The sequence below is a fragment of the Afipia dichlorophenoxyacetatis genome (assembly GCF_055386385.1).
This window is the reverse complement of the sequence record NZ_AP029250.1, coordinates 2088722-2115058: the sequence shown is the minus strand read 5'-3', so window position 1 is coordinate 2115058 and position 26337 is coordinate 2088722. Positions and strand designations below refer to the sequence as shown.

The window sequence follows — 26337 nt, the reverse complement described above, 5'->3', positions numbered from 1 at the left end:
TATACATCTTGCAAAACCATATTGGTGTGTATAAATACACATGAAATCGCAGGACATTATATCTGCCCTGAAATCAGACGGCTGGGAACAGGTCGCCCAAAAGGGCAGCCATGTTCAGTTCAAACATCCGACGAAGCCAGGCCGCGTGACCGTCCCGCATCCGAAGAAAGACATTCCACTTGGGACACTCAGAAGCATCGAAAAGCAGGCCGGTCTCAAGCTGAGATGAAATTCGAAATCGGGGCAATGCGCCCCAACCTCTGCTGAAGAGGAGACTATGAGATGAGACAGTACATCGCCCTGATCCATAAAGATGCCAACAGCGATTACGGCGTTTCGTTTCCCGACCTTCCCGGTGTGATCACCGCCGGAAGCACGTTGGACGAAGCGCGCGATATGGCGGTGGAAGCGCTCGCCTTGCACCTCGAAGGTCTCGTCGAGGACGGTGAAGCCGTGCCGGAGCCTTCATCGCTCGAAGACATTATGTCCGATGCCGAGAACAGAGACGGCGTCGCGGTCTTGATCGCAGCGCCCTCGCCCGACGTGAAGACCGTTCGCGTCAACGTCACCTTGCCTGCCGATGTGCTGAGCGAGATCGACAAATATGCCGAGCGCGAAGGCTTCACACGCTCGGGCTTTCTTGTTCAAGCCGCGAAGAAAGTGATGGCGGCGTAAAGCATCGGTCAGATCAGCATGTGAAGCGGTGAAGCGATGCATACGACAAAAGCCATGCACAAGACACTCAAGCTCTTATGCCTGTCATTGTCGTTGGCTTTCGTTGTTGCCCTCTTCTCCCCGCTGGCGCACGCGCAGCGCGGCGCGCGCCTGACGCCGAAGCAATCGCTGGCGGCGCAGGTCCGCGCGCGAGGTCACGCCTGCGAAACGCCGCTGATCGCAAGGAAAGACCGGCACCGCCAGTGTGGCGGTTCAGAAGTCCGCACCACTTGTGCCGCGAGTCCGGAATGCGGACTTCTGAACCAAAGCCACACTGGAATAATAACTTGCTAGTGTCCTTCGATTCCGAAGTTCGCAAACAACGGTGCAGCGGGATCATGCGAACTTCGGAATCGGAACACTAGCGGCGCGACCACGCCGACTGGGTGCTAACATGCAGCGACGCGCGGTACCGCATCGTGCTCGTGCCGAACCGCGCGGCAAGGATCACGCCAATCCAGTAAAAACGTCAGAGCTGATCTGACTCAGCTGGCCGGGCGGCGCAGAAAGGCCGGCGTTTCGAGAACGTCGTCCTCGATCGCGCTGGGCACGTGCGTCGCACTGCGCATGTTCGCGCGTGGGCGATAGGCCTCAAGCCCCTGTGGCGTCGCATGGCGCGCATTGTCCGCGATGGGTCTTGCCGGCCGCCCTTCGTGTGCGCGAGGAGCCGGCCGCAGCGGCGGACTATCGACCCGCGGCAACGGTGCACGCTGTGCGGCCTGAGGTGCGTAACCGAATCTGTCGTCGGCGAGTTCGTCATGGCGGGGCGCGTCGTGATGAAGCCTGCTGGCGAGCGCCGTCAGCGTCTCGCCCATTTGCGCCGTGCGCGCGGCGTTGACGTTATCAATGCCGGTGGCCACCACTGCGACGCGAACCATTCCTTCCATGGTGTCGTCGAACGACGCACCGACGATGATGTTGGCGTCCGGATCGGCCTCCTCGCGAATGCGCGTGACGGCTTCGTCCACCTCGTACAGGCTCATGTCTTTGCCGCCGGTGATGGAGATGATGAGGCCGCTGGCGCGCTTGATCGAAGGATCCTCGATCAACGGATTGGACATCGCGGCGACTGCAGCGGTCAGCACGCGCCCCTCGCCGGACGCCTCGGCCCTGCCCATCATGGCCTTGCCCTTCTCGCGCATGACGGCGAGAACGTCGGCGAAGTCGAGATTGATCAGGCCTTCCTTGACGATGAGGTCGCTGATGCAGGCCACGCCGGAATAAAGCACCTGATCGGCCAGCGCGAAGGCATCGGCGAACGTAGTCTTCTCATTGGCCACGCGGAACAGGTTCTGGTTCGGGATGATCAGCGCCGTGTCCACCACCTTCAGCAATTCCGCGATGCCGGCTTCGGCAGAGCGCATGCGGCGCTGGCCCTCGAAGTGGAACGGCTTGGTGACGACAGCGATGGTGAGAATGCCAAGCTCGCGCGCAGCTTGCGCGATCACCGGCGCGGCGCCGGTGCCGGTGCCACCGCCCATGCCGGCGGTGACGAACACCATGTGCGTGCCGGCCAGATGATCGCGGATCGCATCGATGGTCTCTTCGGCTGCGGCGCGCCCCACTTCCGGCTGCGAACCGGCGCCAAGACCTTTGGTCACCTTCGCGCCCATGTGGATGACGGACTTGGCGTTCGACATGGTGAGCGCCTGTGCATCGGTGTTGGCGACGACGAAGTCGACCCCCTCCAGCCCGGCCGCGATCATGTTGTTGACGGCATTGCCGCCGGCGCCACCGACCCCGAACACGGTGATGCGCGCCTTCATTTCGCGGATGTCGCTGAGCTTCGTCATGGTGCTTTACGCCTTTTGTTACTTACAAGCTTTGCGGTCTGCTTCCACAATGGTCGCAGCCAGATGTCCTAACCGTCGCGCAACGTGTCCGCGGCTGTCGCCTTCAAGACGTGCGGTCACTTCATGGGCTGCACGCAGCTCGGCAGCCGCCTGCAGCAGTTCAGCATTCAGCCGATCCGCGCGCTCGCGCTCGCGCGCGACATCGGCCTGATGCTCGGCGGCGATTGCCTCGAGCCGCGCGATCTCCGCCTGCATAGTCGCGATGCTGGCTGCGAACGCGGCGATGCTGCCTGCCCCGCGGCCAGCTGTTGACCGCGGCGTGTATCGAATGTCGGCGAGATCGATGCTCACCAACGCCTTGCCACCGTCTGAGCGCGCGCGCGGCAACTGCAGCCGCCTGGCCAGCGAACGCGCAGCCATGGGCGAGATGTTCAGGCGGGCACCTAAAGCGGCATATGTCAGCGCTTCAACGGACATCGGCTGTTCTCCTCGAACGAACCGGGCGGGAATCGGCTGAAATGACCGGGCGATGACAGGACGCTAGGCCGTGATGGTTAATGGGAGGTTAATGGTGAATGGATTATTAAGAACGCGCGCGCCAGCTCGGCGCGATGCGGCCCCGGCGTCTTCCCGCGCACCGTGGTGCGACCGTAGACTAACCCGCGTGGCAAGTGAGGATCTTGATGCATTTACGAGATGCTTCGGTGGATTTAGACGGCAACATAATTGTGCCCGGCTCCATGGTTTACCCCCAAGATGAGCTCGGCCACTTTCCGATCTTGCACACCGATAAACTCTGCATCATGCGCACCCGTGGCTACGCGGTGTCGCCCTGCCATGCAGAGAGAGATACAGCTTCCGGGTTTCTCGATAGCAAAGCCTTCGGGCCGCAATTGAGCATTCCAGAAGCCCTGAAACTCGTCATAACGCGCGCTCTGCAGTCCGGCACCGAGAGCCGGATCGAAATGTCTCTTCAAGCCCAGGATGGAATATTCCGTTCCGCTCCTGCAGGAGAAACATGGGACCAACCACTTTCGGATTGGCGCTTGGACATTCAAGACATTGACGGGACCATACACATCAGATTGTCGGCAGCCCTGCGATCGACATTTCCGAGTGAGGCTTCGAGGACGTCGCGAAATAACTATTGGTCCGCCGAAGGGCCGCCCTGTCGCGTGGAGATCGCCTTTCATGTTGATCCTATCACACGGGTTGCTTGTTATGGCGCCTACATCAAGTCGCTGCCCGACGAGAAGATCGCAACGACCGCGGAGGTACAATCGACATCGGTCAATTTTTTAGTCCTTGAGCAGGCCCCCGTTGGAACACGCCACCAATTCGGCATCGACAACGCCGGAGAGTGGGTTGAACTCTATACGAGCCCTCACGCGCTTTCCCTCACCCCAATAAATTCATTGAAACGGTCGACGCTCGGATTTTCGGAGAATTTCAGAAATTTCTACCTTTGGCCGGGCATCCGGCTCCGTGGAATTGACCTCGATCTTGCTGCATCTGCAATGCGCGCAAAGTCCCCTGCGACATTGACCTTTAGCAACGGTCAGTTCGGCGATTTACAGCAGCATTACACTTTCTATGGGGACCACGAGCCACATCCCAACCAAACCATCCTGGAAGTCACGATGTCCTTCGAGATCGTGTCATCCGGTCTGAAACTGACATACCGCGCTCTTGTGAACGATTTCATCGTGTCGGCGACGCCCTATCAACCGGGTTGGATAGACGGCAGCGTTACGCTGTCTTGGCCGGTGCTTATCCTCAGATTTCCGCAATTCGCGCGCTACCGAAAATTTTTCGCAGCTCAACGCGAATAGCAAAGCTTGCTTCAGCCGATAGCGGAAGACGAAGCAGCTGCGTCTGCAACGCCATTCCTGCGCAAATAGATCGCCGCAAAAAGTCCACCAGCACTGCTCACATCACCGCATCTGCACCGCCTCGGTGCGGAAGCGCTCGGCCGGCATCGGCAGCAGCGGCTCTTCCACCGCGGGCGGCGCGCCCTGCCCTTCCAGCATCTGCCGCAGCACCTCAATTTCCGCGGTGATGGTCTTTTTGAATTCGCCGCCGACGTGATCGAGAAACGCCTGGTCCTTCGGCTTCGGTTTCGCCAGCCGGATTTCAATATGCGTCGTGTCGCGCGTGTCCTCGATGAAGGCGTAGGACATGATCACCTTGGGCGCATCGGGCATCGGCAGCAGCGTTGAAATCGTCAAATAATCGAACGGCCGCCAGTCCAGCACCTCCTCGATGATAGCGTGGGGACCGTGCATGCAGTGATTGACGGTGCCGACGCCGCGCCGCCCGCTCTGCGATGTCTCACGCACCTCGGTCGCCGCGCGCCATTTCGGCCGCAACCCCGGCTGGGTGAAATGCTCCCACACCACCGGGCGTGGCGCTGCGATGTCGAACGCGATCACAGCGGCCGCGTTCTCGCGCGTCACCAGATTCACGCAGTTGTTGTTGTCCTGCTGCCATGCCGCCTCGAGATCGCGCACCCAGCACGTCACCTCGCCGATGATGTCGATGTCCTCGCGGTGCTCGATCAGGCCCTGCGCAACCGGGTCGATGCCCATCGCCTGGATGCAGCCGTCGGAATACAGCGCATAGGCGTTGCCGCCGAGGCGTTCATTGACGCCGTTCTTCAGCAGGCGATGCACCAGTATCACATCGCGCCCGGCGAGCTCGTCGCGGCCGGACATTTTCTGCTTGATGAACTCGCCATGGTGACAGACGAATTTGAGATCGAGATCCTTCATGCGGCTGCAGGCGTTGCACGCACACGACGTCGCCTGGCTGATGTTGCGCAGGCGCTTGCGGAACGCGATATACGCCGCCTCCACTGCGTCCTGCAGCACCGAGCCATCAGCCTTGTCGCCGCACGCGTAGAAGAAAGCCGCGTCGCCTTCGAACTTGGCCAGCCGGAACGGCGGCCGCAGCCGCCTCACCATGGTGTCCATCACGTCCGCAATGATGTCCTGCGCGTGCTCCAGCTCGACCCCGGCGAGAAAGCCGGTGTAGCCGGAGATATCCGCGATCACGAAACAGGCGGGTTCGGGTTTCGCAAGCATCGGCTGTTCCTTCCTCGTTCAGAGAAGGCGCGCCCCGTGCGGCTGATCATAGATCGGCTTCCGCGATTGCGAATGAGTTATCGGCCGTCAACTGCCCGTCATATACAAGGATGCGACGTATTGACGCGCGCACCGGGAACACGTGTGGCTTGGTCAGCCGAGACAAATGCGACTACGGTTCCGTACGCCATTTTGTGTCGGAGTTGAGCCCACTGCGGTTCGCTGGCCGCGGGAATGCTTTCTATGCGGGTGTCACGCCACGACTCCGAACGGTACAGCGGCGGCGGCGTTCTCATGTCGTCGGCCGGAAGACGCTGGCGTGGATTAACCGCCGAGCGGCGCTATGTGCTCGATGAGTTGTATCGGGACGCAGCGGCCGTCGACGCGCATCACAAGACGACGCACGACCAGAATTACCTTGCCCGTGTGCCCGAGTTAGCTGATCGAACGGCTTGGGTGCTGGAGGGAGTGGACGTCAGCTGACTGAATGACAATGGGGCCAAACCGATGATCCGAATTGCTTTATCACTTTTATTAGCTGCAATCGCTGCTCCAATCGCTTCGGCGCAGCCCGCCCAAAAGCCCTTCTCTATCGTGCTGGTTCATGGCGCTTTCGTCGACGCATCAGGATGGCAGGCCGTCTTTAACATCCTGTCGAACGATGGGTATGAAGTTCTGGTCGTACAAAATCCAACAATCACACTGGATGGAGATGTGGCTGCGACCGAACGGGTAATCGCGACGGCGAAGAACCCGGTCATCCTTGTTGGTCATTCCTACGGGGGAATGGTCATCACACAGGCTGGTGACAATCCCAAGGTGCAGCGTTTGGTCTATCTCGCAGCTTACGCGCCGGACGCCGGAGAGTCGGTCGCGTTGATCGGCCAGCAACCGACGGCTCCAGGTGAGACGAGAGCGTCGCTGCTTCCACCTCAGGACGGCTATCTGAGGGTCGATCCGGAAACATTTCCGGCATCGTTTGCGGCCGATGTCGATACCTCCGTGACGCGATTCATGGCGGCATCACAAGTGCCGTGGGGCGGAGAAGCCAGACAGACCAAGATCACGAAGGTCGCATGGAAGGTCAAACCGACTTATTACCTGATGACGACCAAAGACCGGATGATACCTCCCTCGTTCCAAAAACACTTCGCGGAGCGATCTCGCGCGAAAACCCAGACGATCGACAGCAGCCATGCTGTCATGCTCTCGCACCCGACGGAGGTTGCATCCTTCATTAAATCCGCCGCATCGGATTAGGTGTGGTCTGACGCGCGCCGTTGCTCCAATCGGTCACGCACGCACATCGAAGATCATGTTGAACGGCGTCTCCGTCGCGCGGCGGAAGTGCTTGAAACCCGCTTCCGTCGCCACCTGACGCAATCTGCCTTCACCCGCCTGCGCACCAAGCCCCAGGCCGACTTCCTGAGACAGTGACGCCGGCGTGCAGATGAATGTCGAGGCGTGATAGAAGATGCTTCCAATCGGATTGAGATTGTCCTTGAGATTATCGTGCGCGAACGGCTCCACGATCATCCACGACCCATCCTTGGCCAGCGTTTCCTTCACATGCTTGCCTGCGCCCACGGGGTCGCCCATGTCATGCAGGCAATCGAAGAACGCCACCAGATCATAGTCCTTCGCCGGAAAATCCTTGGCGCTGGCCTGCGCGAACGTGATGCGGTCTCCAACGCCCGCTTCTTTCGCCGCGGCCTTCGCGCGTTCGAGCGACGGCTTGTGATAATCGAACCCGAAGAACTCGGACTTGGGATAGGCCTGCGCCATCACAATGGTCGATGCGCCGTGGCCGCATCCGACATCGGCCACTTTAGCGCCGGCTTTCAGTTTCGCTTCGACGCCCTCTAACGTGGGAATCCAGTTCGCAACGAGATTGGCGTTATAGCCCGGCCTGAAGAAGCGTTCGGTGCCGGAGAAAAGACACTTCGAATGCTCGTGCCAGCCAACGCCTTTGCCGGTGCGAAACGCGTCCTCGATTTTCGGTTCATCGAGATAGGTGGACTGCACCACATCGAATGCACCGGCAAAGAACGCCGGTGATCCCTCCTCCGCAAACGCCATGGCTTGCTCCGGCGAGAGCGAGAACGCATTTTTTTCGGGGTGGTAGTCGATGTATCCTGAGGCCGCCTGGGCGGACAGCCATTCGCGCACATAACGCTCGTGCAGCCCGGTCTTTTTCGCAAGCTCGGATGGCGTAACCACCGCACCATCCGCCATCGCCTTGTAGAGCCCGAGGCGATCGCCGAGCAGGATGCTGGCGCCGCCAAGCGAGATGCCAAGGTCGCCGACCAGCTTTCCGACCAGCGCGTTCAACTTTTCAGGGTTTGGTTCACGCATTGCGGCTTCCTCCACGCTTGAGAGAACTGCCCCATCGCTGGCTGAAATAAGTGGCGGACCACCAGCCGAACGCAAGTGTGCGGAACGTAACTGTGAACGCGTTCACGTTTCGACGACGTACTACGCGATGCCGGATCTGGGCATTCGCGACCGGGCGGGACGAAAGCGGACGTCAATTCAGAGCATTAGCGGCACGGCCAGGGCGTTGCCTGTTGATCGGCTGCACCCGATTTGGGCAGGCATGCTGACGCGACGATGCCCGGAGAAGACCGTCGACAGCCATGGCCGGCATCGCGCCAGTCTGGCCGCCAAATCTGGTCGACAAGTCTGGACAACAAGTCCGGACCCCGAGTCCAGTCATCTTCCGTTCATCGAGCCGTTGCCAGAATGAGGTGTTCAGGTACGCTGAGCGTCCACCCATTGGGAGCACACCATGAAACGCCTTTTTGTCGTCCTCACGTTAAGCCTTTTCGCCGCCGCGCCGACCATCACGCCAGTCATGGCGCAAAGCGCCTGCAAAGCCGTGAGCAATGATGGAAAGCCGCTCTCCGGCGCGGCCAAGAAGAGCTATATGAAGAAGTGCTGTGAAGACAACGCCAAGAGCGCCGAGGGCAAGCCGCTCTCCGGTGCAGCCAAGACCAGCTCCGTCAAGAAGTGCATGGCGAGCTGAGCAAGCCGCGCTTTTGCAGCGCTGCGGTTTGCAGAGCTGCAGTGACAACAAAGCCCCGCTTTAACACGCGGGGCTTTTTTGATTTCAAGTCACGCGGCTTTGGCGGCCAGCGATCAGGCCATAGATAAAGAGCAAGATGACTGCGCCCACCACGCCCCCAAGGAAACCGGCAGTCTCACCGGCCTTGTACCACCCGACGGCCTGACCCAGGTAAGTCGCGACGAACGCGCCGACGATCCCCAAAATGGCCGTCAGGATGAAGCCCTGCGGCTCCGTTTTGTCGCCGGGCATAATGAACTTGGCGACGACGCCAACGATAAAGCCAATGATAATTGTCCAGATGATGCTCATCTCAGGGCTCCCGTCCCGAACAGGCACATTTCCCGTCATCACCCTGCAACGGCTCGCACAACCGCCGTTGATGTAGATCAAGCACGCGCGATCACGCAAAAGCGCCGGGCAAAAACGGCGAGTCCAATTCATATCCGTGACGCGCGCGCTTGATGCGATTGCGCATGCCCGGCAACGTCTACCAAGTACGTTTCAACAATTTCCACGCGGGCGCGACAGTAAACCCGACAGCCGGAATCGATATGCCACCAACCAACAGCCCGGTGATCCCCGAAAGGAATGTTTCAACAGTCCATTTCACGACCTCGGCAACAGGCGGCAGCGCGTCAGCTGCACCTTGGGCAGCGCGACCGATGGCGTGACCGAGGAAATGTACGTCGTAGGCCTCGAGGCCATGGATAATAATACTACCGCCAACCCAGACCATGGCCGCAGTGCCGACCGCACCGAGAAATTTCAGAAACCCCGGCATACCGAGGACGAGTGCGCGTCCGAATGCGCGGCTCATGACACCAGCAATTGAACTTCCATCGTGTCTTGCAAGAGCCACGCCCACGTCATCGGCTTTCACGATCAAGGCGACGACGCCGTAGACTGCGATGGTGATACCAATTCCGACAACCGCCAACACCATGGCCTGCATCCAGAAACTTGCATCGGAAACGGCCGCCAACGTAATTGCCATGATCTCCGCCGAGAGGATGAAATCGGTCTTGACAGCACTAGCGACCTTCTCGTCCTCGAGTGACCGTGTGCTCATCGCAACCGTCCCCACACGAGATTCATGATCGTGCGCCTTGTGAGGAGCGATGGCTTCCAAAACCTTTTCGGTTCCTTCGTAGCAGAGATAGACACCACCCAGCATGAGAAGCGGTGTGAGCATCTGCGGAAGGAAATGGCTGATGGCCAGGGTCGCAGGAAGCAGGACGAAAAGCTTGTTGCGAAGCGAGCCGGCCGCAATCCTGGCTACGATCGGCAATTCCCGTTTGGCCGAGAATCCGAACACATATCGCGGCGTAACAGCTGTATCATCGATCACGACAGCGGCAGCTTTGGCCCCCGCTTTGGTAGCTTGAGCCGCAACATCGTCCAGAGACGCAGCTGCCACCTTTGCGATCGCCGCAATGTCGTCGAGCAGTCCGAGAAGCCCGATACTCATCGCAGTCCATCCGCGGCTCGCGGGAGGGGAGCGACCCGGAGCCCGCACTGCAGGTAAGCCGACTGTGTCAACGCCGGCATGTGACTAGTTCGCCCCTTCGTCAGGAATGTTGAGCACTGTGCCACACGCCTTGCAATGCACCGCGTCGGTATCATGCCGCTGCAGGCCACAGATTGGACATGGGAAGCGAACCTTGGCCGGTGCCAACAAGGTTTTGGCGAGATTCAGGAAAAGTGTCACTCCGAAGATCATGATAACAACGGTTATCAGGCGACCAATCGTCCCGGGCAAGGTGATGTCACCGAAACCGGTCGTGGTCAGCGCCGTGACTGTGAAGTAGAGCGCATCAGCATAATTGGCGATCTGATTGTTGTGGGATTTCTGAGTCTCGTAGACAACTCCGGTCATCACGAAAATGAACACGGCGAGGTTTGCGACAGCAAAGATGACTTCCTCGTTTTTCCGAAAGAAAGAGACATCAGTGCGAAGCCGCGCTGCCATTTGAACGTCGCGCAGCAGCCGTAAGGTTCGCATGGTACGCAGGAAACCGCCGGCTTCTCCAGCGAACGGCGCAAGAAATGAAATGATCACGACGATGTCCGCCCACGTCGACAGACGGGTGAATTCCCGCAGTGGCTTTCGACTTATGATCAACCGCGCGGAGAAATCCGCGAGGATCAGAACACCGAACACCAGGTCGAGCGATTCGACGGCCCTGCTGCGCGGCAGGAACGAAGTCACGATGATAAACAGGACCGTAACGAAATCGAGCGTGAGCAAGGCGTACCTGAACCGCACGCCGCCCGGAGATTCACCCTTATATAGTTGTCGAATTTCACCCTTCAGGGAGTCAAATGGGCTGGCGACTGCGTCAAGCAACCCATGTTTATCCGGGTGGTGAGGAAGCGCCATGACCGATCAGATCAAACAGCTCGACGCTTGTTGGCTTGTGCCTGTCCGCCGCCGGTCTTGGACGAGGCACCCCGCCCGGCTCTGGTATCCCGCAAGGGCGAGCATTCCAAGGAGCGCAGTCATACCACGGCTCATTTTCGCCTCCTGTGACACGCTTTAGAGGTTGTATATCCTGGTCGGAGTGATCTGAAACTTCGGCAGGATCGATCCGATCGACTCTAGTGGGCCTTTGACAGGGGCGGTCCTTGACGTGAATCAATGAAGCAACGTTCATCGCGTTGTGATCGTCGTCTCCCAGCGTTGGGCCATGGCGACATGGCAAAGGCGACGGTCAAGATCCGTTAAGGGTCGCAAGCAGACGTGAGCCAAGGAAACTGAACGCGATGTGGCGAAGCTGAAGTCAGGACAGCGCAAGCCGCTTTGCTCGCGGAAACCCTCGTTGGGCTCCGCGAGCAATCGCCGTTGATGTCGATCAAGCACGCGCGATCACTCAAGACGCCGAGTGCGTATGCGCTTTCGAGGGCAGCCCACTCGACACGGTGCTGCGCGCCGCAGAGCAATAGCGACGAACGCCTGACGTGGCCCCCCGGCGCATTGTCCCCCAGGTGGGCGGCCAAGATCGCCATGTCGGCGAAGGACAAGAAGCACCCCTTCGGGTCAGAGCGTGCGTGTCCCTATCCGTCGATCGCACAGAGCGGGTTCATACGGTGGGCTCCCAAATTCCTTTGACCAGAAACGCTTCGTCTGGGCCGGGCCAAGGCGGCATGGTGACGCCGATGGCTTCGAGGGGTTCATCCCCGTCGTTTCTGAACTGAAATTGTGTGCCCGACGGAATCGTGATCGACACTCCGGGGAAGACATCCACAGTCTCCGCTGGACCTTCGCTGCTGCCGAGGCGACGCCACATCTGACCTCTTCCGCGTACGAAGTACCAAATCTCCTCGATCGTCTTATGTGCAACCGCTTTCGAGACATGACGAGGGCCTAGCGCGAAGTGCGCCATGCTGCCTCGTGTCATCTCCGACAGCAGCCGGACTTCCGATCCATCAGGCGCTATAGCGTCGTGCTTCGAGCCAAGCGTTTTGGTCGTAAAGTTGCTCAAGTTAATCTCCTCCTGACACGCTCTCGAACCAGGCAGCGTCAATCCTCTCGAACTGCCACACTTGCCAGCAGTTCGCGCAGCAAACGACCCCTGCACTCGCTGTCTCGACAACTGCTTCGAACCCGCAACAATCCCGGAGCCAAGCTACGGAATTGTTTCAGGGCGGCGAGAATTTGTAATAGGAAGATATGATCCCCTGCCCGGTCTTGCAGGCGCAATTGCCGCCGCTCTCCCGGGAGAAAGAATGGATCAGCGGCAGCAGCCAATCACTGGCTACACCAGTTCATGATCGTATGGACGATGTCTCAGGCTCTCCAGAGCAATCGCCGCCTTACGATTTGCGCGCAGCCAAGCGGGCAGCCACGTGCGCAGCGAGCTTGTCGAGCGTCTGGCCGCCGTATTCGACAGCGCCGAAGCCGATCACGTGATCGCGTTGCGCGCGCGTTGGATGCATCTGACGCAAGGTGAGAACCGTCTTTCCGTCGGTTTGCTCATCGAACGTGACCAGCATGCGAAACTTGCCCTGGTCATCATCCTTGTCGGAGCCGTGATCGACCTCGATCAGACGCGGCCGCTCGATGCGCTGAAACGTCATGCGATTGCCGTAGCGAACGTCTGGACCGACCATGTCGAACCGCCACACACCGCCCACGCGAATGTCGATCTCGTGCGTCTCGATGGTCAGGCCTTTGGGGCCGAACCACTCGACGATTTGCTCGGGGTCGGTCCACGCGTCGAAGACGTCCTCACGGGGCGCATCGATCACGCGGGAAATGACGACTTCACGATCGAGCGGCCACGCGGCCCAAGCCGAGTCCGTCTGTGTGGAGGTTGTCTTCGGGGATGAGTCAGTCATTTCGTCGTGTCCTTCTTTTCGCGGGCCTGCTTTTTGCGCGCTAAGTGAGCTTCCAGCCGATCGAGCCGGCTTTCCCATGTCGCAATGTGGGTGCGAAGCCAATCGTCGGTGCCCCGAAGTGCGCCCGGGGTGAGAGAACATGTTCGGACGCGCCCGGATTTTTCTGAACTGACGAGCCCGCCGCGTTCGAGCACGCGAATGTGCTTCAGGAGGGTCGGCAGCCCGATCTCAAAAGGCTCGGCGAGTTCGCCGACGGTGGCGTCTCCGCTGCACAAGCGCGCGACGATCGCGCGCCGGGTCGGATCGGCCAGGGCCGCGAACGCAAGGTCCAGGCGACTTGAATAGTTTTCCATACGGCGAACTAATATGAGACGCGGCTTGGAGTCAAGATTAGTTTTCCAGATGGCAAACTTTTAAGGGGCGAACTTCTTGCGGGGTCCCCTGCCCGCGCGCGGCGTGGACGATCCGAATGTTATGAGCCGAATGTTATGAGCCCTGGGCCTCGTGTGGCGCTTCAGACGTTCGCGTCATTTTCTCTGAGCGTTGTATCGTTCCTTGAGATACGGAAGAACGAAGCACCAGAGCGGATTGACCACCTGGATCGCGACCACGGTGCCCGCTCGGATCAGGCCGCGCGTAAACGCAAGCAGCGATCCAAGCAGCACGGCGTGCAGGCCGATCCCCGCAGCGAACAGCACCGCGATGCCTGACTTGCCGACGCGGCGATCACCGGCCATGGCGTAAGCGACCCAGATCGCAAACGGCACCTGAATGAGAAAAGCCGTGAGCAGGCCCGGATTGTAGTGGCCCGTCTTCACAAACGAGCCGATATGAGAGATCGCGTTCGCGGGAAAGACGCCGTAGAGCCCGAGCCCGATGAGAGGATGACGCCGGCTGAGCAGCGCGCAGATTGCGCCCGCGATCCAGATCAGCGGCACATTCACCGCCACGAAAAGCGGCGGCGGGATGATACAGCCGGGATAAGGCGGCTGCCCCAGCGTCGTACAGAGCACATCCGGAAATGCGAACGACTGGCCGAACAGGGTGATGCCGTATTCCTCGGTCTGATGAAGCATATAGGCCGCAGGCGCCAGCCACGCGAGCCAGACCGGATCGCGCCAGCGCGACACGCTGCGGTCGCCGCGGAATATGTCCGTCGTCAGGAGCAACATCAGCAACGCCGAGATAGCCAAACCAATCCATGGCCAGTTGATATCGAACCATCCGAACGTCATCGGCTGCACTTTGCCCCTGTCGCTGCCATGCCCGCACAAGCCCGCGCGTTCCTCCATCGTTTTACGATGAAAGCGCTTAACAGGCGCATGCAAATCTTTAAGGGCGCATGAACGCGAAGTCGCGTTCAACCACTCAAACCGTCCAGGTAAACTGTCACATTACCGACGTAACACAGTCTCGGGCGCCTGAAATGCCTCTGTAACAGCCTGCCCCCTATCGCTGTCGTCTGCTAACCGGAGATTGAAATGAGTACCGTCGTAAAAGATGCAGTCGGACGACAACAGTCAAGCGCAGTGCGGGCTTACAAGAGATCGCCCGCGTTGAGTAACTCGCGGTCGTATAAAGGCATTCTTATGAGCGAGATGGCGGGAACTGCCGATAATAACGGAGCGTTTGATGTCACGATTGGCAAGCTGACGCGGGGTACCGAGCCGCCGCCTCACGTTCACGCGCGAGAGGATGAGTTCTTCTACGTGCTCTCGGGTGACATGAAGTTTTATGTCGACGGCGAGGTCTTTCTGGTGACCGCCGGAGAATTCATGTTTCTTCCCCGGCTCAAGCCCCATGCATTTCGGGTCGCGTCTGAGGAAGTCCATTGCCTCGTCTTCATTACGCCCGGTGGCTTCAATGAAATCGTCAATAAGATGAACGCGCCAGCCAAGCGGATGGATGTGGCAAACGATTCCGATGAGACCTATGCGGAGATCGACCTCACGGAAACGATCAAGCTATTGCGGAGATCGGCGTACAATTTCTAACGCCTGACCAGATCGGCGCCGAAATGCCTCTCTATCTGACCGCGTAACGGTTCACCACCGACACGCCGGAGGCAAAATCCGTCACGCCTTGCGCGATGACAGCCTGCGCATCACCGACACAGCAATCACGCGCGATGTCTGCTCTGGGCCGACATCGCTCGCGCGTCTCGTCCCTCTCCGCCTTCACCTATGGCGCATCGAGCCTTACAGGCGCATGCAAATCTTTAAGGGCGCATAAACGCGAAGTCGGCGTCGGGATCGCAGTTGTCCGCCGCGAAACGCAGCTCCGACTGCACGTCTTCAACGCTGCGCGTCTGCAGATATTGCGCGACGATGAGCCCCATGAGTGCGCGGCACATGGCGTCAGCCACACCCTCGCCCGCTTCAGCGATGGCCGCTTTGAAATGACGCTCTGCGATGGCTGATGTGGACATGTGACCTCTCCCTGACTTCGCGTCGTGAACGTTGTGCAGGGAGAGGAAAGCAGCGGTGCGGATGGAGATCAAGAAGGCGGTGGGAAGTGATCGCAGAATTGCGCATTCATGAAAGATGCATTTCTATTTCAGACCTGAGAGACGGTAATCGCTTTTCCAAAGTGGCGATTCTCCGCTGAATTCGCAGAATGAGCGGCTTTAACTTGGCAACCGCCCTCTCTAACGTTCTTCGCTCTGCTTCGACGTCTCCTCTAGATTCGACTTTCCTTCGCGCGAGCTCGGCTGTCGCAAGGATAAGACCCACTGCATTTCTACACAGTCCTCGCGTCCTGATATCCGTGTACGGCAAGGCCGTCTGGATTTCCTGGATTCCGTCGCTGAGCACGCTGCGAAATCCCACGTTTTCCAAAGATTCGAATACCTGCTCAACAAAATCAGGTTTCTTGAGACGCAGAAGTAAGGACGTATGCATAAAATCCAAAAGCATTTCAGCATCATTGAGACCTGGAAGCTCTTCTTCGATCCTGTCTTCCTCTCTGCTTAGAAGGAGTATCCGCTGTTGATGCGTGATGCCGCGCCAAGCAAAGTAAATTGCAATTGCGGCGATACCTCCAGTAAGTACGTTTCCAGCGAAACCCAGCCAATCTGAAATTTTGATTGGGTCTGGCGCAAGACCAATAGGAATTCCTATGGCGAGGAGGACCGCAAGTACGGTCGAAAGAACAAGTACTCCCGCCGCGCCAAACCCCGGGTCAAATTTTTGCATTTTCGAAATCCAAGCAAAACAAGAGACAGCGGCCCGACCTACCCCACAACCCTAGGCTAAAGCAAGGCTTGCGCTCGCGCTTAAGCTGCGCTTGTATACGTGCGAGTCTGGGGAGACTTCCAATGCAAATTTTGGGCGTTGCGGCGTTGAGCGTCGCACTGGGCGGCTGCGCGTCTGTATCGCGCGGCACCACTGAAACCATCGGCGGCGCATCCACGCCGCCGCGCGCCGTGAAGCCGCGCAACCCCCTCCGGCTTTCCGCGCCGCCTCAAACGTGAGCCGGGTGAACAGTGAGCCAACGGTTTTCGCGTTTGCGGTTCGGCATCATCCGTCAGCGGATGATGAACCCTGACAACGAGGACGCTCTTGAAGCGGCCTTCAAGGGAGCAAGCCATGCGCGCCGTGAGGTGGGTGATAGCCGTGTTTGCCATCAGCGCGATCCTCGCGCTGATGTGCTTCGCCTCCACCCGCGTCATGATCGGAGAAAGTCACACGTGGGAAGGACTGCTCCTCCTTGTTGTCTTGATGGTGGTCATCGGCCTGGCGATCCGCCAACGGAGGATGGACCCGCACAACGCGGCCGCGCGTGATGCGACCTCGTCGGGACGATCGATCACACGCCGCGGTTGGACACGGATAACACTCGCGATCTGTTTAATGATCGCCTTTGTGGCGTGGGCTCTGTACAGCGTCGTGGTCTACGACGCTTGCCTCGATAGCATCCATTACGACAGGTCGCGCTGGCATGAATGCGATTAGATTTGGACCGGACCGACTGCTTGCCGGTCACGTTCACTTTCCTCACGCCGCTTCAATTTGAAAACTGAACACTTGCGTGGGCGTGCCCTCACATGGCTCACCGCGGACCTATTTGGACTACCCGAAAACAAGGCCCAGCAGGATCGCACCGCCGAGACCCCAGATGAGCAAAAGCAATTCAACGAGAACGGACTTACGCCAAAAACTCTGACCGCGTTCCGTGTACGAGCTGGGATATCGCTGGAGCGAGAATTGCAAACCCTGAGAGGAGCCAAGGTTTATCCCTGGAGCGAGGTTATTGTGCATCTGCCAGACCAGGCATCCCTCGCAGACAAACAGAATGACATTCCCGGCTAACCATATCCAGGCCGCCCCATTTAAACTCATCAGCTTTGCCCAAGATACTTGATCGGCATCGATCTCAAGAATCGATCAGCTCGATGGTATCTTCCATGTCCGAGACTTTGTCACTCACCTCTTCTTCAGCGCGGTTCGGAGCGCGGTTCATGCATCAGTGAAATGCAAAAGATCAGCGACCGAGATCAGCTGCGAAGACGCGTCAATGCACCTTGGCTCGGCGGCAGCACGACGACGGGCGCGCCTAGACTCACTCGCGTGGAGAGATCGATGACGTCCTCGTTGGTCATCCGGATGCAGCCGGACGATATGGCCTGGCCGATGTATTCCGGCTGATTGGTGCCGTGGATTCGGTACAGGGTGTCCTTGTTGCCTTCGTAAAGGTAGAGCGCGCGTGCGCCCAGCGGATTCGCCGGACCTCCTTTCACGCGCGCCGGATAAGGGCCGAGCCGCTCCTGAATCTCCCGCGTCGGAACCCAATCCGGCCACTCCGCCATTTTGCCAACGGCCGCAACGCCGGACCAGGCCATCGCCTCTTCGCCCACCGTCACGCCGTAGCGGATCGCCTTGCGTTCCGGCAGCACGTAATAGAGATAGCGCGCATCGGTATCGACCAGGATCGTGCCCGGCGCTTCCCGGCGCGTATAGTCGACGATGTGGCGGCGGTAGGTCTCGGGAATGGTCGCCTGCGCATAAGGTGGATGCGCCAGCAACTGCCGGTCCCTCGGTGTCAAATTGGCGCTCGACGACGGCGCGAGCGTCGACTGCATGCAACCGCCAAGTATGAGGCTGAATAACCCCAAGAACGCTATAGAGCGTGCGCCCAAGCGCAACCACGCCACCCCGGACCTGTGCATTGTCGGCCCCCAAATGCGTTTGACGGTACAATCTGCGGCTCGAAGTGTGCGCAAATCAAGGCAGCTCCGCAATATTCTGGGCCGGGCATGGATATGGACGTCTCAACGACTTGTTCTGAGACGTGCATCAGGCTGGATTGCGATCGGGCGCCTGTTAGACTTTGACAGGCCACCAATGGTCAGCAGAGGCGACGATGAAAACAGCGATCGTGATTGGAGTGGGGCCCGAGCGCGGGCTTGGAGCGCAACTCTGTCAAAGGTTTGCGGACGATGGATTGAGGGTTGTCATCGCTGGCCGGACGCAGGCAAAGCTCGAAGCTGTTACTGAGCGCATTGTGCGCGCGGGTGGTCAGGCCATCCCACTGGTCGCCGATGCGACCAGTGAAAGCGATATCGCAAAGCTGTTCGATGCCGCTGGTCCCGATCTGGACCTCGCGATCTACAACGCGGGCAACAACACGCCGGGAAAGATCGTCGATATGGAGGCGGATTATTTCGAGCAGAGCTGGCGGGTCGCCTGCTTCGGCGGCTTTTTGTTCGGCCGGGAGGCCGTGCGCCGGATGCTGCCGAAGAAGACAGGTACGCTTCTGTTCACAGGCGCCAGTGCTTCGCTGCGAGGCAGACCGAACTATGGCGCATTCAATTCGGCGAAGGCGGGACTTCGCGCGCTGGCGCAGGCGATGGCGAAGGAATACGCCGAGGACGGAATTCATGTTGGACACGTTGTCGTCGACGGCGCGATCGCTGGAGACAAGATCTTCAAAAAATTTCCCGACGCGGCCAGCCGGGAAGAAAGCCTGGTCCAGATCGAGGCGATCGTCAGCGCCTTCGCGTTTCTCTATAGCCAGCCACCCCGGGGTTGGTCGTTTGAACTCGACGTTCGGACGTCGCGCGAAAAATGGTGAGGATCATGCTCCCCTCTTTCGCGCGATGATCAGCCAACCGGTCCGGGAATCCAATAGTCCCCTAACAGCGGCCTGACGATGACGTCACCAATGACGCCGAGCTGCAGGCTTGGATCGAAATAGCGCATCGCCCGCTCATTCAGATCAATGATGCGGCCGGGCGTGAGTGGCCCCACGTCATTGATCTTGACGATGGCCTTCTTGCCTGCGGCTTCAACGAGCGCATATTTCGGCCGCGCGCCAAATAGCACGCCACCAAATTTCCGGCGCAGACTCGTCTTGATGGCAGCCGCCCACACAGAGGGACTATAGCGCTCGCCGGAGGCTGTGTTCGGGCCGCCCTCGCGCCATCCGGGCTTGAACGGATTGTATGTGGATGCTGCGCCAACGATCGCATCTCCAGCAGCGGCCTCGACGACAGCGCTTGAATGAACCACACCGTTTTCACTTCGCGCAACGGTCATCGACATGGCAAGCACAACCAGCGCGCCGCAAATCGCGGCGCTCGAGCGGAACAGCATTATGACTCCTAGTGGTCCGATTCTAACATTCGCATCCCGTTTCAGCAGCCCCTCTTGCGAATGTTAGAATCGAAGGACCACTAGCAAATATGAGTTTCTAGTGGAGCTTTGGATTTGACATTCGCTTGGCGAGCTCGCGGTTGAGTGGGAGCGAATGTCAAATCCGCTCCACTAGACTACGTTATTTGATTGTTCGGTTCCCGACGCCGAAAACATGACCGAGCGAACGCGAAAGCGTTGACAGCTCGTGCCAATGTTTTGCGGATTGGTGCCAATGAATGGCGACGCAGAATGGCGGCGAACGCGTTGTGGGGAACCTCTCAGGGTTCTCACACAGTGTTTTTCGTTGCCGGCGATTAAAACAGAGAATGCGTCAGCAACATGACCGCGCGTGAGCGGGAACAAACGCTTCTCGGCTGAGTGGAACAGCTGACATGCTTGCTTTGAAGCGCGATGCGGATCTCCACGCGGGAAGCTCATTGAGCGATCACAGAGCGAATGTGCGCATGGTCGACGACGCGCTCGAAACCGCGCGATCCGCTGAACTCATTGACATAGATCAACGAGAGCTCTGCGCACTGGTCGCACTTGAATACAGCTCAAAAGAGATCCGAAAGGCCCCGCGGGGTGCTACGCCCGTGCGCGTCGACAACCATTGAATCGGAGAGTTCTCATGCGAACCTTCAATCCGTTGGTGCTGTTCGTGCTTCTCGTGACGCAATCGGTCTCGACACTGGCTGCAGATTTGAGCGGAGCCTGGACAGTCGACGCCTCGGCCTGCGGTGACATGTTTATCAAAGAGAACAACAGGCTTGCTTTCAAGCGCGATGCCGATCTGCACGCGGGCGGCATGATCGTCGAGGGAAAGCGCATCACCGGCACATTTCAAAAATGCACTGTCGTATCGTTGCACGATGATGGAGCGAATGTGCGCGTGGTTGCGTCGTGCTCGGATGGTGTTGCGGTTACAGACACAGCGTTCGACGTGACCATCACCGGAGAGAATAACATCACACTCAGCTCCAAGCAGCCGGTGCCGGTGGAAATGCTCTATTCGCGCTGCCAGATGTGACGACATGTAACGATGTAACAAGGATATCGTTATGAGCGACACGAGTCAGATGGCCACCGAGTCGGCTCGAAAAGCAGACGACGAAGAAAAAAAACAAAATCAACGAAATCTTTTGATCAGCATACTTGATACGCTTCCGCGCGGACCAAGCGACCGCGATGCTTTGGCCGAGAAAGCGATGGTCGCGTACTTGCTAAATTACGCATCAAGAGACTACGCCACGGTGGCCGGCTATGCTTACGAAATGGCAGATGCCATGATTGCCGAGCGCCTCAAGCGTTCCGCCGGGACATCATAAAGCAGGCGATACGCAAGGCTTGCAGAAACGGCGCCTGCAGCGGCTTTCCGCAAAGATCATGCTCAAGCCATCATCTCAAGCGCGATGATGATTCATCCTGATCTCATCGCATCAGGCCGTATTGGCCATGTTGGCGCGCAAGTTTTCGAGCAATTGGGCAACTTGTTCCCGGCTCTCCAGCCGCAATTTGGCACCCGAGAAATCGTTGAAGATCCTGGAGTGGCCGGCAAACGACGATGGTGTTGGCCTCGTCCAGTAAGCCTCCGCCCATGTCATCAGGTCTGTGGCGTCATCATGTGTCGCGCCTCGCCGCAGACCGCGCGCGAGAAGTCCGGCGCGGCAAAGGCTCCACGGCAAATCCAACCAGATGAGAGCGGTTGCTCTCGGAAGCGCGACGTCCGCAAGCCACCCGAATACACCTTCGATGATCCAGCGCGGCTGGTTTGAAATCTCGAGAACCATCTTCCGCGCGACGTCTTCATGTCGCTTCACGCCATAGCTGCCTTCTTCCCAGTGCAGCAGGTCGAGATCGATCGCAGGGATATCGGCCAAATTGGCGATGGCTTCGGCCAACGTGCTCTTTCCGGAGCCGCTGTTTCCAATCACCACTGTGCGTTCGGTTAGAGGTTCAGGCATTCAATCCGCCGATGGTGAATTCCTATCTTGCTGCCCATCAGGCGTCTGCCGTTGAAAGCCACCAGCCCTCACCCGCAAACCAGGAGCTGTCATCGGGGGATCCGTCGCGCCGGAGCGAACGCACGCGATTCCAGTTTTTCGAGAATGCCTCTGTCAAACGGCGGCCTGCCTCCTCGTCCTGGAGACCGACACAGCCGATGAATGCGGCGCGCGTGACAAACTTTGCCGGCCACGCCGAGCCTTGGTCGGGACGCGTGATGAGCAACATGCCTCCGAGCACACCGTCGGGAGCCAGGGGAAACAACAGGCGCCCTCCGGGCCGCAATGCGTCGAGCCAATTGCGGCTCGGCTGCGCGGCGCCAGCACAAACGTAGATCAGGTCGGCTTGCGGCAACTCGGACACGGCGCCGGATTGCGTTCGCACTTCTGCATGACGCACATCTCGGAGGTTCTCCCGAGCCCACGCCGCCAGTCCCTCGTCGATCTCATAGCCGTAGACCCGGCCGTTCGCGCCGACGAGGTGGGCAAGGATCGCGGTGTAGTAGCCGCTTCCCGTCCCCACCTGCACGACGGTCTCGGCTTCCTTGATGTTGCAGGCTTCCAGCCACATCGCGTGAGCGCTGGGCTGGCCGATATTGATACTTCGCTCGCGATCCAATGCGAGGAGCATGTTTCCGTAAAGAAATGCGGGATCATCGTCAGGCGTCTGAACGTATGGGAGGTGGCCGCCGAACGTCAGGTACCACGGCCCCGGTCCGGCAAAGGGCTCGCGTTTCACAAAGCGAAATGCCTCCTCAATCCGCGGATCCTCGAGCTTGCCGCCGGTGCAAATCAGTTTGGCATAGAACGATCGATATTTTTCCGATGCATCCACTCTACGACCTCTTCCCACCTGCGCTGAAAACCCGGACGCGCTGTTATATTCGAATGGGGCTTGTCGATCACTCGAAATGCGAGGTGGCGCTGGCTACTGGCGATGACAGCGACGCTTCAGTCAGGATGAGTCCGCGTTGGATCAGATCGCGGCCTGCTCGCCCGTTACTGACATCAATTCACTGTCATAAAGCCCAAGACCACTGGCCTCCGGCAGAAGCGGGCGTTAATGGCTGGAAATTGCCAGGAGAGTTTCGTGACGCGCATGATCGTTGTCGTATGCCTTGCCTCTGCGCTCTGCGGCTGTGCTGTCCAGGCGGACGCGCCCGCGCCTGCCGCGCAGCGAGAAGACGGCGCTGCTGATCAGGTGCAGGGGTCTCCCAGTGTCCAGCCAACGAAGCCACCCGCGTCCACCGCGTTGGCCCAACAAGCGGTGCATTGCGATGTTGAGGCAAAGTGCCTGGCGAAACTGCCTGGCATCGCGAGCCGGTCCGGCAAGACCCTGAACTTGAAACTGGACGATGGGTCGACAAAGTCGTTCATCACGAACAGCTGCGATGCAGATGACCGTTGTGAGGAGACGTCCCTTATCGAATACCGGCCTTCGCAGCGTTTGTTTGTGCTCTCAGTGGGATACTACGAAAGCCGCGGCAGCTTCATAGTGAGCCGGCGCACTGGCGAGGTCTTCCGCATTGATGATGCGGACCCGAATTTCTCGCCGGACGGCAAGCGCTTCGTGATCGTCGCAGCCAGCGAGCAGGATGGCGAAAATCAAGTCAGCATCTACAGCATGAGCAGCTTTCCCCCACCGCTTGAGTGGAAGCACGTCCCCAAGTCTATCGACACCATGTATAAGTTTGTCGGCTGGAACGGTAACGATCAGATCAAATTGCTGACACTCCGTCAGAACTCCGAGGCAAGTGTCAGCCGCACCGCGCGTGGTTGGACGCTTGCACCGCCAGATGGCTGATCAACGCGCGCATGGACAATGAGCTTCTTCGTCGGGTGCATTGCGGCGCTTCACCTCAAAGATGTCCCCTCACAGCACAACGGGCAGCTGATTGTCTCAGCCGCCCGCGCGTCACCTACTCTTCTCTCTTATGAGATCCCGCCCTACTCGATCTTGATATCCGCGTCGGTGATGACCTTCTTCCAGCGCGGGATTTCTTCGGCCACGAAGGTGCGGAATTCCTCCGGCGTGGTGCCCATGGGCACGATGCCCTGCGCCTCGAGCTTCTTCTTGAGATCCGGATCGGCCAGCGCCTTCTTGGCTTCCGCTGCCATGCGATCCGCGATCTCTTTCGGCAGGCCCGCCGGCGCGATGATGCCCGCCCAGGTGCCGGAGACGAAATCCGCCACGCCCTGCTCGATGAAGGTCGGCGTATCGCCCGCCGCCGGAATGCGCTCCTTCGAGGCCACGCCGAGCGCCTTGGCGTTGCCGGCGCGCACCTGCTCCATCAGCGGGCCGATGATGTCAAACATGACATTGATCTGGCCGCCCACCGTATCCTGCAGCGCGCCGGCCGTGCCTTTATAAGGCACGTGCTGAAGCTTGATGCCTTCGCGGCTCTTGAGCATCTCCATGGTGAGATGCGCGGCGGCGCCGATGCCGCTCGACGCAAAATTCAGCTTGCCCGGTTCGGCCTTCGCCAACGCGATGAACTCCTTCACGTTCTTCGCAGGCAGCGACGGCGTCGCGATCAGGATCAGCGGAGCGACGCTGAGCAGCGAGACGTAAGTGAAATCCTTTTCCACGTTGTACGGCAGCTTCGGATTGAGCGTCGCGTTCACCGAATGCGCCGCGATCACCGTGCCGAAAGTGTAGCCATCCGGCGCGGCCTTTGCGACAGCATCGGCGCCGATGACACCGTTGGCGCCCGGCTTGTTCTCGATGACGATGGGCTGCCCGAGCGAGGCCGCGACCTTCTCCGATACGAGCCGCGCCATCATGTCGGTGTAGCCGCCCGGCGTGTAAGGCACGACCATGCGGATCGGCCGCGTCGGCCAGCTCTGGGCCGATGCGCCACTGGTGGCAGCAGCGATGACGGCGAGCGCTCCCAGCGCGCGAACGAGGGACTTCATTGCAGCGTTCCTTTCCTTGATCCGCGGATTGAGGCCGGACGGCCCCCGCGGCTTTTGATTTTGTTTTGTCCCGCGCAGCTGTTTCGCCACGCGAAATTTATGCCGCGGATGCTACATCAGGCGGAACTGATTTGGAAAGGTGCGCAAGTGAAGCAGGTTTGACGTTCGCGCCGCTGCTCGCCGCGCATTCACGATGCGAACATGAGAATCGGACCACGAGCGTTGACGCATAGCGCGCGTGACTGACACCGCCAAGGCTGGCTCGGTGACAGATTGCGGCATCAATCAATTTGGCGTCGCTTGCTTTTCCGAGGGATATCTGGCGACAGTGGATAGCATTGTTGCCTGATCAGTCATTCGCGCCGATGTCCGTAAAAAGGAACCCCGCCGGCGTCTTGGTAAAGACGAAGATGTGCTGGCCGCAGAAGACGGAGTAATAGTCATTGTTCTCGTCATCGCGACCGTAGAAGGCCTTGCCGCGTTGGATACAGGCGCGATTTTTCGCCGTGAACGAGGTCGCATAGGTCTTGGCGCGAAATTGCGCGGCGTCGCGAATTGCGCTGTCGTTCATGAACGGCAATCGTGTCATACCGGCGACGGCGGCGGAATCGTTTGTCCTCAACGCCGCGCGAAACTTCTCGATGAAGCCATCGAATTCCTTCTGCAAGGCAGGAGAAGCGACGGCTTCCTTCGGCGCCTGGGCGACGGCTGGAGCAAGGTTCACGAGAGCGGTTACGAGCATAATTCTCAGTAAAAATTTCACGGGTCGGCTCCGTCCATCGATCAATCAAGGTCTTCCGATCGATCCAAATCCATCGTGTTCTGTTGCGTCAAGGACTTTCTGCAACAGCATTTGCCAGAGCATGCGCTGGCATGTTTTGGCGCGCCTGGTCGAACAAACCCCGCCGACATCGTGATGCTGTTTGGCCGGGTGACCTCCGGCCAAAGATAGAACCTCGCATGAGCTGGTTTCAAAAACGGCTTCGGCGATGTTCGGATAAGCCGGGAGACATAATTTGCTTCTAACAAAGAAAGCGTTTGCTTCTAACAAGCAAAGCCCGACGCAGCGAAGCGCCGGGCCACTTGACTCCTAGTACCCGCTTTCCGAAGTTCGTGACACGTCGCAGCAACCACTTTGCGAACTTCGGAAAGCAAAGGGTACTAGCAACCCTATGATTCTAGTACCGCCTTCGATTTGAAGTCCCTGGAAGAGATCGCCGCAACTGATGCAGGGACTTCAAATCGGCGGTACTAGGTCAATAAACCGAAGGCCGAAAAATGGTTCGATGACCAACTCGGCCTTCATACCGCCTGAGCGGGGTTAAATGATCTACTTCATGATCGCCAAAAGATCATCATAGGCTTTACACACGTCATCAACATTCGCTGATTTCTGAAGCTGCGCGGTGATAGCCTGAGACTTTTGACTTATCTCCTGAGCTTTGCTCGGATTCTTCTGCAAATAGGCAGGCATTGTCGTTTGCAGATCCATTGCCTTCTTGCTCAATTCTTCCGGCGAACAGGCAAAGGCCGATGACGAAGCCAGGACGAGACAAGAAGCGGCGATCAAAAGCATGTTCTTCATTTAGGAGTAGCCCCATATTGAATGACGAAGTTGCAAACACGCCAAGCGCTGTAGCATCCGCGATCCGGCCGAAATGTCACCAAAGCATCAGGTTGGTCAGCAACGCACAATTTGTACGCCGCCTGAGTCCACTCGGTCGATCGCTTCAATTCGCTGGCGAGACAAGCATTGTGATTATGCTCGCTTTCAGTGAGTGGCGGTGC

The 26337-nt window shown here is 58.8% G+C and carries 32 protein-coding genes and 1 pseudogene; 13 read left to right on the top strand and 20 right to left on the bottom strand.

The genetic code is table 11. The features are described from left to right. Nucleotides 1-40: 40 nt before the first annotated feature. The gene (locus ACZ5C3_RS09915) at nucleotides 41-229 is read left to right on the top strand and encodes a type II toxin-antitoxin system HicA family toxin (protein ID WP_464037295.1); all 189 of its coding nucleotides are present in this window, start codon (nucleotides 41-43) and stop codon (nucleotides 227-229) included. 53 nt (nucleotides 230-282) lie between these two features. Further along, nucleotides 283-675 carry a type II toxin-antitoxin system HicB family antitoxin gene (locus ACZ5C3_RS09910; protein ID WP_464037293.1) on the top strand — a complete coding sequence of 131 codons (393 nt, stop codon included), beginning with the start codon at nucleotides 283-285 and terminating at the stop codon, nucleotides 673-675. A gap of 524 nt (nucleotides 676-1199) precedes the next feature. Here the strand turns inward: ACZ5C3_RS09910 and ftsZ are convergent. Together ftsZ and ACZ5C3_RS09900 are read right to left on the bottom strand one after the other, a co-directional pair. Then, complete coding sequence (ftsZ, locus tag ACZ5C3_RS09905) at nucleotides 1200-2507, bottom strand: cell division protein FtsZ (RefSeq protein WP_464044684.1); 1308 nt, start codon at nucleotides 2505-2507, stop codon at nucleotides 1200-1202. Between the two features lie 18 nt (nucleotides 2508-2525). Further along, nucleotides 2526-2984, bottom strand: a complete 459-nt coding sequence (locus tag ACZ5C3_RS09900) for a hypothetical protein (protein WP_464037291.1) — start codon at nucleotides 2982-2984, stop codon at nucleotides 2526-2528. Nucleotides 2985-3190: 206 nt separating this feature from the next. Here ACZ5C3_RS09900 and ACZ5C3_RS09895 point away from each other — a divergent pair, with 206 nt between their 5' ends. Then, complete coding sequence (locus ACZ5C3_RS09895) at nucleotides 3191-4339, top strand: hypothetical protein (RefSeq protein WP_464037289.1); 1149 nt, start codon at nucleotides 3191-3193, stop codon at nucleotides 4337-4339. A gap of 102 nt (nucleotides 4340-4441) precedes the next feature. Here ACZ5C3_RS09895 and ACZ5C3_RS09890 read toward each other — a convergent pair whose 3' ends face one another. After that, nucleotides 4442-5590: a DUF2652 domain-containing protein gene (locus tag ACZ5C3_RS09890; protein WP_464037287.1), complete on the bottom strand. Its 1149-nt coding sequence runs from the start codon at nucleotides 5588-5590 to the stop codon at nucleotides 4442-4444. Nucleotides 5591-5833: 243 nt separating this feature from the next. Here ACZ5C3_RS09890 and ACZ5C3_RS09885 point away from each other — a divergent pair, with 243 nt between their 5' ends. Next, nucleotides 5834-6073, top strand: coding sequence for a putative quinol monooxygenase (locus ACZ5C3_RS09885; protein ID WP_464037285.1), 240 nt, complete (start codon nucleotides 5834-5836; stop codon nucleotides 6071-6073). Nucleotides 6074-6097: 24 nt separating this feature from the next. Beyond that, nucleotides 6098-6850, top strand: a complete 753-nt coding sequence (locus ACZ5C3_RS09880; protein ID WP_464037283.1) for an alpha/beta fold hydrolase — start codon at nucleotides 6098-6100, stop codon at nucleotides 6848-6850. 33 nt (nucleotides 6851-6883) lie between these two features. Here the strand turns inward: ACZ5C3_RS09880 and ACZ5C3_RS09875 are convergent, their stop codons facing one another. Further along, on the bottom strand, nucleotides 6884-7945 hold the full coding sequence (locus ACZ5C3_RS09875) for a class I SAM-dependent methyltransferase (protein ID WP_464037281.1): 1062 nt from the start codon (nucleotides 7943-7945) through the stop codon (nucleotides 6884-6886). 433 nt (nucleotides 7946-8378) lie between these two features. Between ACZ5C3_RS09875 and ACZ5C3_RS09870 the strand changes: the two genes are divergently transcribed. Then, the gene (locus ACZ5C3_RS09870) at nucleotides 8379-8615 is read left to right on the top strand and encodes a hypothetical protein (protein ID WP_464037279.1); all 237 of its coding nucleotides are present in this window, start codon (nucleotides 8379-8381) and stop codon (nucleotides 8613-8615) included. A gap of 84 nt (nucleotides 8616-8699) precedes the next feature. Here ACZ5C3_RS09870 and ACZ5C3_RS09865 read toward each other — a convergent pair whose 3' ends face one another. The 7 genes from ACZ5C3_RS09865 to ACZ5C3_RS09835 form a co-directional block, all read right to left on the bottom strand. Beyond that, the gene (locus ACZ5C3_RS09865) at nucleotides 8700-8966 is read right to left on the bottom strand and encodes a GlsB/YeaQ/YmgE family stress response membrane protein (protein ID WP_464037278.1); all 267 of its coding nucleotides are present in this window, start codon (nucleotides 8964-8966) and stop codon (nucleotides 8700-8702) included. A gap of 178 nt (nucleotides 8967-9144) precedes the next feature. Beyond that, nucleotides 9145-10125, bottom strand: a complete 981-nt coding sequence (locus ACZ5C3_RS09860; RefSeq protein WP_464037277.1) for a DUF808 domain-containing protein — start codon at nucleotides 10123-10125, stop codon at nucleotides 9145-9147. Between the two features lie 84 nt (nucleotides 10126-10209). Then, nucleotides 10210-10923: a potassium channel family protein gene (locus tag ACZ5C3_RS09855; RefSeq protein ID WP_464037275.1), complete on the bottom strand. Its 714-nt coding sequence runs from the start codon at nucleotides 10921-10923 to the stop codon at nucleotides 10210-10212. A gap of 814 nt (nucleotides 10924-11737) precedes the next feature. Further along, complete coding sequence (locus ACZ5C3_RS09850; protein WP_464037273.1) at nucleotides 11738-12139, bottom strand: cupin domain-containing protein; 402 nt, start codon at nucleotides 12137-12139, stop codon at nucleotides 11738-11740. Nucleotides 12140-12470: 331 nt separating this feature from the next. After that, on the bottom strand, nucleotides 12471-12995 hold the full coding sequence (locus ACZ5C3_RS09845; RefSeq protein ID WP_464037271.1) for an SRPBCC family protein: 525 nt from the start codon (nucleotides 12993-12995) through the stop codon (nucleotides 12471-12473). Further along, the gene (locus tag ACZ5C3_RS09840; protein WP_464037269.1) at nucleotides 12992-13348 is read right to left on the bottom strand and encodes an ArsR/SmtB family transcription factor; all 357 of its coding nucleotides are present in this window, start codon (nucleotides 13346-13348) and stop codon (nucleotides 12992-12994) included. The genes ACZ5C3_RS09845 and ACZ5C3_RS09840 overlap by 4 nt, the downstream gene beginning before the upstream one ends. Nucleotides 13349-13522: 174 nt before the next feature. Beyond that, a complete protein-coding gene (locus ACZ5C3_RS09835) occupies nucleotides 13523-14230 on the bottom strand; it encodes an HXXEE domain-containing protein (protein WP_464037268.1) in 708 nt (235 codons plus the stop codon). 246 nt (nucleotides 14231-14476) lie between these two features. Here ACZ5C3_RS09835 and ACZ5C3_RS09830 point away from each other — a divergent pair, with 246 nt between their 5' ends. Beyond that, nucleotides 14477-14989 carry a cupin domain-containing protein gene (locus ACZ5C3_RS09830; protein ID WP_464037267.1) on the top strand — a complete coding sequence of 171 codons (513 nt, stop codon included), beginning with the start codon at nucleotides 14477-14479 and terminating at the stop codon, nucleotides 14987-14989. A gap of 224 nt (nucleotides 14990-15213) precedes the next feature. On the opposite strand, the gene ACZ5C3_RS09825 is transcribed toward ACZ5C3_RS09830, so the two are convergent. Beyond that, a complete protein-coding gene (locus tag ACZ5C3_RS09825; RefSeq protein WP_464037265.1) occupies nucleotides 15214-15423 on the bottom strand; it encodes a hypothetical protein in 210 nt (69 codons plus the stop codon). Nucleotides 15424-15529: 106 nt separating this feature from the next. Further along, nucleotides 15530-16189 carry a hypothetical protein gene (locus tag ACZ5C3_RS09820; protein ID WP_464044683.1) on the bottom strand — a complete coding sequence of 220 codons (660 nt, stop codon included), beginning with the start codon at nucleotides 16187-16189 and terminating at the stop codon, nucleotides 15530-15532. 122 nt (nucleotides 16190-16311) lie between these two features. Between ACZ5C3_RS09820 and ACZ5C3_RS09815 the strand changes: the two are divergent. Both ACZ5C3_RS09815 and ACZ5C3_RS09810 read left to right on the top strand, forming a co-directional pair. Further along, nucleotides 16312-16419 (top strand): annotated as a pseudogene (locus ACZ5C3_RS09815) (translation initiation factor 2); the annotation flags it as partial. A gap of 163 nt (nucleotides 16420-16582) precedes the next feature. Then, the gene (locus ACZ5C3_RS09810; protein WP_464037261.1) at nucleotides 16583-16948 is read left to right on the top strand and encodes a hypothetical protein; all 366 of its coding nucleotides are present in this window, start codon (nucleotides 16583-16585) and stop codon (nucleotides 16946-16948) included. 542 nt (nucleotides 16949-17490) lie between these two features. Here the strand turns inward: ACZ5C3_RS09810 and ACZ5C3_RS09805 are convergent. Further along, complete coding sequence (locus tag ACZ5C3_RS09805; RefSeq protein ID WP_464037259.1) at nucleotides 17491-18075, bottom strand: L,D-transpeptidase; 585 nt, start codon at nucleotides 18073-18075, stop codon at nucleotides 17491-17493. Between the two features lie 281 nt (nucleotides 18076-18356). Here ACZ5C3_RS09805 and ACZ5C3_RS09800 point away from each other — a divergent pair, with 281 nt between their 5' ends. Then, nucleotides 18357-19067: an SDR family NAD(P)-dependent oxidoreductase gene (locus ACZ5C3_RS09800; RefSeq protein WP_464037257.1), complete on the top strand. Its 711-nt coding sequence runs from the start codon at nucleotides 18357-18359 to the stop codon at nucleotides 19065-19067. Between the two features lie 29 nt (nucleotides 19068-19096). On the opposite strand, the gene ACZ5C3_RS09795 is transcribed toward ACZ5C3_RS09800, so the two are convergent. After that, entirely contained in the window at nucleotides 19097-19588 is a 492-nt protein-coding gene (locus ACZ5C3_RS09795; RefSeq protein ID WP_464037255.1) for an RlpA-like double-psi beta-barrel domain-containing protein, read from the bottom strand. Between the two features lie 673 nt (nucleotides 19589-20261). On the opposite strand from ACZ5C3_RS09795, the gene ACZ5C3_RS09790 reads away from it, so the two are divergent. Then, nucleotides 20262-20660: a hypothetical protein gene (locus ACZ5C3_RS09790; RefSeq protein WP_464037254.1), complete on the top strand. Its 399-nt coding sequence runs from the start codon at nucleotides 20262-20264 to the stop codon at nucleotides 20658-20660. A gap of 31 nt (nucleotides 20661-20691) precedes the next feature. Continuing rightward, nucleotides 20692-20958, top strand: coding sequence for a hypothetical protein (locus ACZ5C3_RS09785; RefSeq protein ID WP_464044682.1), 267 nt, complete (start codon nucleotides 20692-20694; stop codon nucleotides 20956-20958). A gap of 111 nt (nucleotides 20959-21069) precedes the next feature. On the opposite strand, the gene ACZ5C3_RS09780 is transcribed toward ACZ5C3_RS09785, so the two are convergent. Further along, complete coding sequence (locus ACZ5C3_RS09780; RefSeq protein ID WP_464037251.1) at nucleotides 21070-21594, bottom strand: P-loop NTPase family protein; 525 nt, start codon at nucleotides 21592-21594, stop codon at nucleotides 21070-21072. Nucleotides 21595-21631: 37 nt separating this feature from the next. Continuing rightward, nucleotides 21632-22468: a protein-L-isoaspartate O-methyltransferase family protein gene (locus ACZ5C3_RS09775; RefSeq protein WP_464037249.1), complete on the bottom strand. Its 837-nt coding sequence runs from the start codon at nucleotides 22466-22468 to the stop codon at nucleotides 21632-21634. Nucleotides 22469-22723: 255 nt separating this feature from the next. Here ACZ5C3_RS09775 and ACZ5C3_RS09770 point away from each other — a divergent pair, with 255 nt between their 5' ends. After that, nucleotides 22724-23437 carry a hypothetical protein gene (locus ACZ5C3_RS09770; RefSeq protein WP_464037248.1) on the top strand — a complete coding sequence of 238 codons (714 nt, stop codon included), beginning with the start codon at nucleotides 22724-22726 and terminating at the stop codon, nucleotides 23435-23437. Between the two features lie 143 nt (nucleotides 23438-23580). Here ACZ5C3_RS09770 and ACZ5C3_RS09765 read toward each other — a convergent pair whose 3' ends face one another. From ACZ5C3_RS09765 to ACZ5C3_RS09755, 3 genes are all read right to left on the bottom strand, one after another. Next, nucleotides 23581-24549, bottom strand: a complete 969-nt coding sequence (locus tag ACZ5C3_RS09765; RefSeq protein WP_464037247.1) for a Bug family tripartite tricarboxylate transporter substrate binding protein — start codon at nucleotides 24547-24549, stop codon at nucleotides 23581-23583. Nucleotides 24550-24898: 349 nt separating this feature from the next. Continuing rightward, nucleotides 24899-25312 carry a hypothetical protein gene (locus ACZ5C3_RS09760; protein WP_464044681.1) on the bottom strand — a complete coding sequence of 138 codons (414 nt, stop codon included), beginning with the start codon at nucleotides 25310-25312 and terminating at the stop codon, nucleotides 24899-24901. Between the two features lie 567 nt (nucleotides 25313-25879). Beyond that, nucleotides 25880-26134 carry a hypothetical protein gene (locus ACZ5C3_RS09755; protein WP_464037244.1) on the bottom strand — a complete coding sequence of 85 codons (255 nt, stop codon included), beginning with the start codon at nucleotides 26132-26134 and terminating at the stop codon, nucleotides 25880-25882. Nucleotides 26135-26337: the final 203 nt, after the last annotated feature.

What these genes read in the sequence shown, in the direction of transcription:
- ACZ5C3_RS09915 (WP_464037295.1), top strand. Translation starts at nt 41, where the DNA reads ATGAAATCGCAGGACATTATATCTGCCCTGAAATCAGACGGCTGGGAA.
- ACZ5C3_RS09910 (WP_464037293.1), top strand. Translation starts at nt 283, where the DNA reads ATGAGACAGTACATCGCCCTGATCCATAAAGATGCCAACAGCGATTAC.
- ftsZ (WP_464044684.1), bottom strand. Translation starts at nt 2,507, where the DNA reads ATGACGAAGCTCAGCGACATCCGCGAAATGAAGGCGCGCATCACCGTG.
- ACZ5C3_RS09900 (WP_464037291.1), bottom strand. Translation starts at nt 2,984, where the DNA reads ATGTCCGTTGAAGCGCTGACATATGCCGCTTTAGGTGCCCGCCTGAAC.
- ACZ5C3_RS09895 (WP_464037289.1), top strand. Translation starts at nt 3,191, where the DNA reads ATGCATTTACGAGATGCTTCGGTGGATTTAGACGGCAACATAATTGTG.
- ACZ5C3_RS09890 (WP_464037287.1), bottom strand. Translation starts at nt 5,590, where the DNA reads ATGCTTGCGAAACCCGAACCCGCCTGTTTCGTGATCGCGGATATCTCC.
- ACZ5C3_RS09885 (WP_464037285.1), top strand. Translation starts at nt 5,834, where the DNA reads ATGCGGGTGTCACGCCACGACTCCGAACGGTACAGCGGCGGCGGCGTT.
- ACZ5C3_RS09880 (WP_464037283.1), top strand. Translation starts at nt 6,098, where the DNA reads ATGATCCGAATTGCTTTATCACTTTTATTAGCTGCAATCGCTGCTCCA.
- ACZ5C3_RS09875 (WP_464037281.1), bottom strand. Translation starts at nt 7,945, where the DNA reads ATGCGTGAACCAAACCCTGAAAAGTTGAACGCGCTGGTCGGAAAGCTG.
- ACZ5C3_RS09870 (WP_464037279.1), top strand. Translation starts at nt 8,379, where the DNA reads ATGAAACGCCTTTTTGTCGTCCTCACGTTAAGCCTTTTCGCCGCCGCG.
- ACZ5C3_RS09865 (WP_464037278.1), bottom strand. Translation starts at nt 8,966, where the DNA reads ATGAGCATCATCTGGACAATTATCATTGGCTTTATCGTTGGCGTCGTC.
- ACZ5C3_RS09860 (WP_464037277.1), bottom strand. Translation starts at nt 10,125, where the DNA reads ATGAGTATCGGGCTTCTCGGACTGCTCGACGACATTGCGGCGATCGCA.
- ACZ5C3_RS09845 (WP_464037271.1), bottom strand. Translation starts at nt 12,995, where the DNA reads ATGACTGACTCATCCCCGAAGACAACCTCCACACAGACGGACTCGGCT.
- ACZ5C3_RS09840 (WP_464037269.1), bottom strand. Translation starts at nt 13,348, where the DNA reads ATGGAAAACTATTCAAGTCGCCTGGACCTTGCGTTCGCGGCCCTGGCC.
- ACZ5C3_RS09835 (WP_464037268.1), bottom strand. Translation starts at nt 14,230, where the DNA reads ATGACGTTCGGATGGTTCGATATCAACTGGCCATGGATTGGTTTGGCT.
- ACZ5C3_RS09830 (WP_464037267.1), top strand. Translation starts at nt 14,477, where the DNA reads ATGAGTACCGTCGTAAAAGATGCAGTCGGACGACAACAGTCAAGCGCA.
- ACZ5C3_RS09825 (WP_464037265.1), bottom strand. Translation starts at nt 15,423, where the DNA reads ATGTCCACATCAGCCATCGCAGAGCGTCATTTCAAAGCGGCCATCGCT.
- ACZ5C3_RS09820 (WP_464044683.1), bottom strand. Translation starts at nt 16,189, where the DNA reads ATGCAAAAATTTGACCCGGGGTTTGGCGCGGCGGGAGTACTTGTTCTT.
- ACZ5C3_RS09810 (WP_464037261.1), top strand. Translation starts at nt 16,583, where the DNA reads ATGCGCGCCGTGAGGTGGGTGATAGCCGTGTTTGCCATCAGCGCGATC.
- ACZ5C3_RS09805 (WP_464037259.1), bottom strand. Translation starts at nt 18,075, where the DNA reads ATGCAGTCGACGCTCGCGCCGTCGTCGAGCGCCAATTTGACACCGAGG.
- ACZ5C3_RS09800 (WP_464037257.1), top strand. Translation starts at nt 18,357, where the DNA reads ATGAAAACAGCGATCGTGATTGGAGTGGGGCCCGAGCGCGGGCTTGGA.
- ACZ5C3_RS09795 (WP_464037255.1), bottom strand. Translation starts at nt 19,588, where the DNA reads ATGCTGTTCCGCTCGAGCGCCGCGATTTGCGGCGCGCTGGTTGTGCTT.
- ACZ5C3_RS09790 (WP_464037254.1), top strand. Translation starts at nt 20,262, where the DNA reads ATGCGAACCTTCAATCCGTTGGTGCTGTTCGTGCTTCTCGTGACGCAA.
- ACZ5C3_RS09785 (WP_464044682.1), top strand. Translation starts at nt 20,692, where the DNA reads ATGAGCGACACGAGTCAGATGGCCACCGAGTCGGCTCGAAAAGCAGAC.
- ACZ5C3_RS09780 (WP_464037251.1), bottom strand. Translation starts at nt 21,594, where the DNA reads ATGCCTGAACCTCTAACCGAACGCACAGTGGTGATTGGAAACAGCGGC.
- ACZ5C3_RS09765 (WP_464037247.1), bottom strand. Translation starts at nt 24,549, where the DNA reads ATGAAGTCCCTCGTTCGCGCGCTGGGAGCGCTCGCCGTCATCGCTGCT.
- ACZ5C3_RS09755 (WP_464037244.1), bottom strand. Translation starts at nt 26,134, where the DNA reads ATGAAGAACATGCTTTTGATCGCCGCTTCTTGTCTCGTCCTGGCTTCG.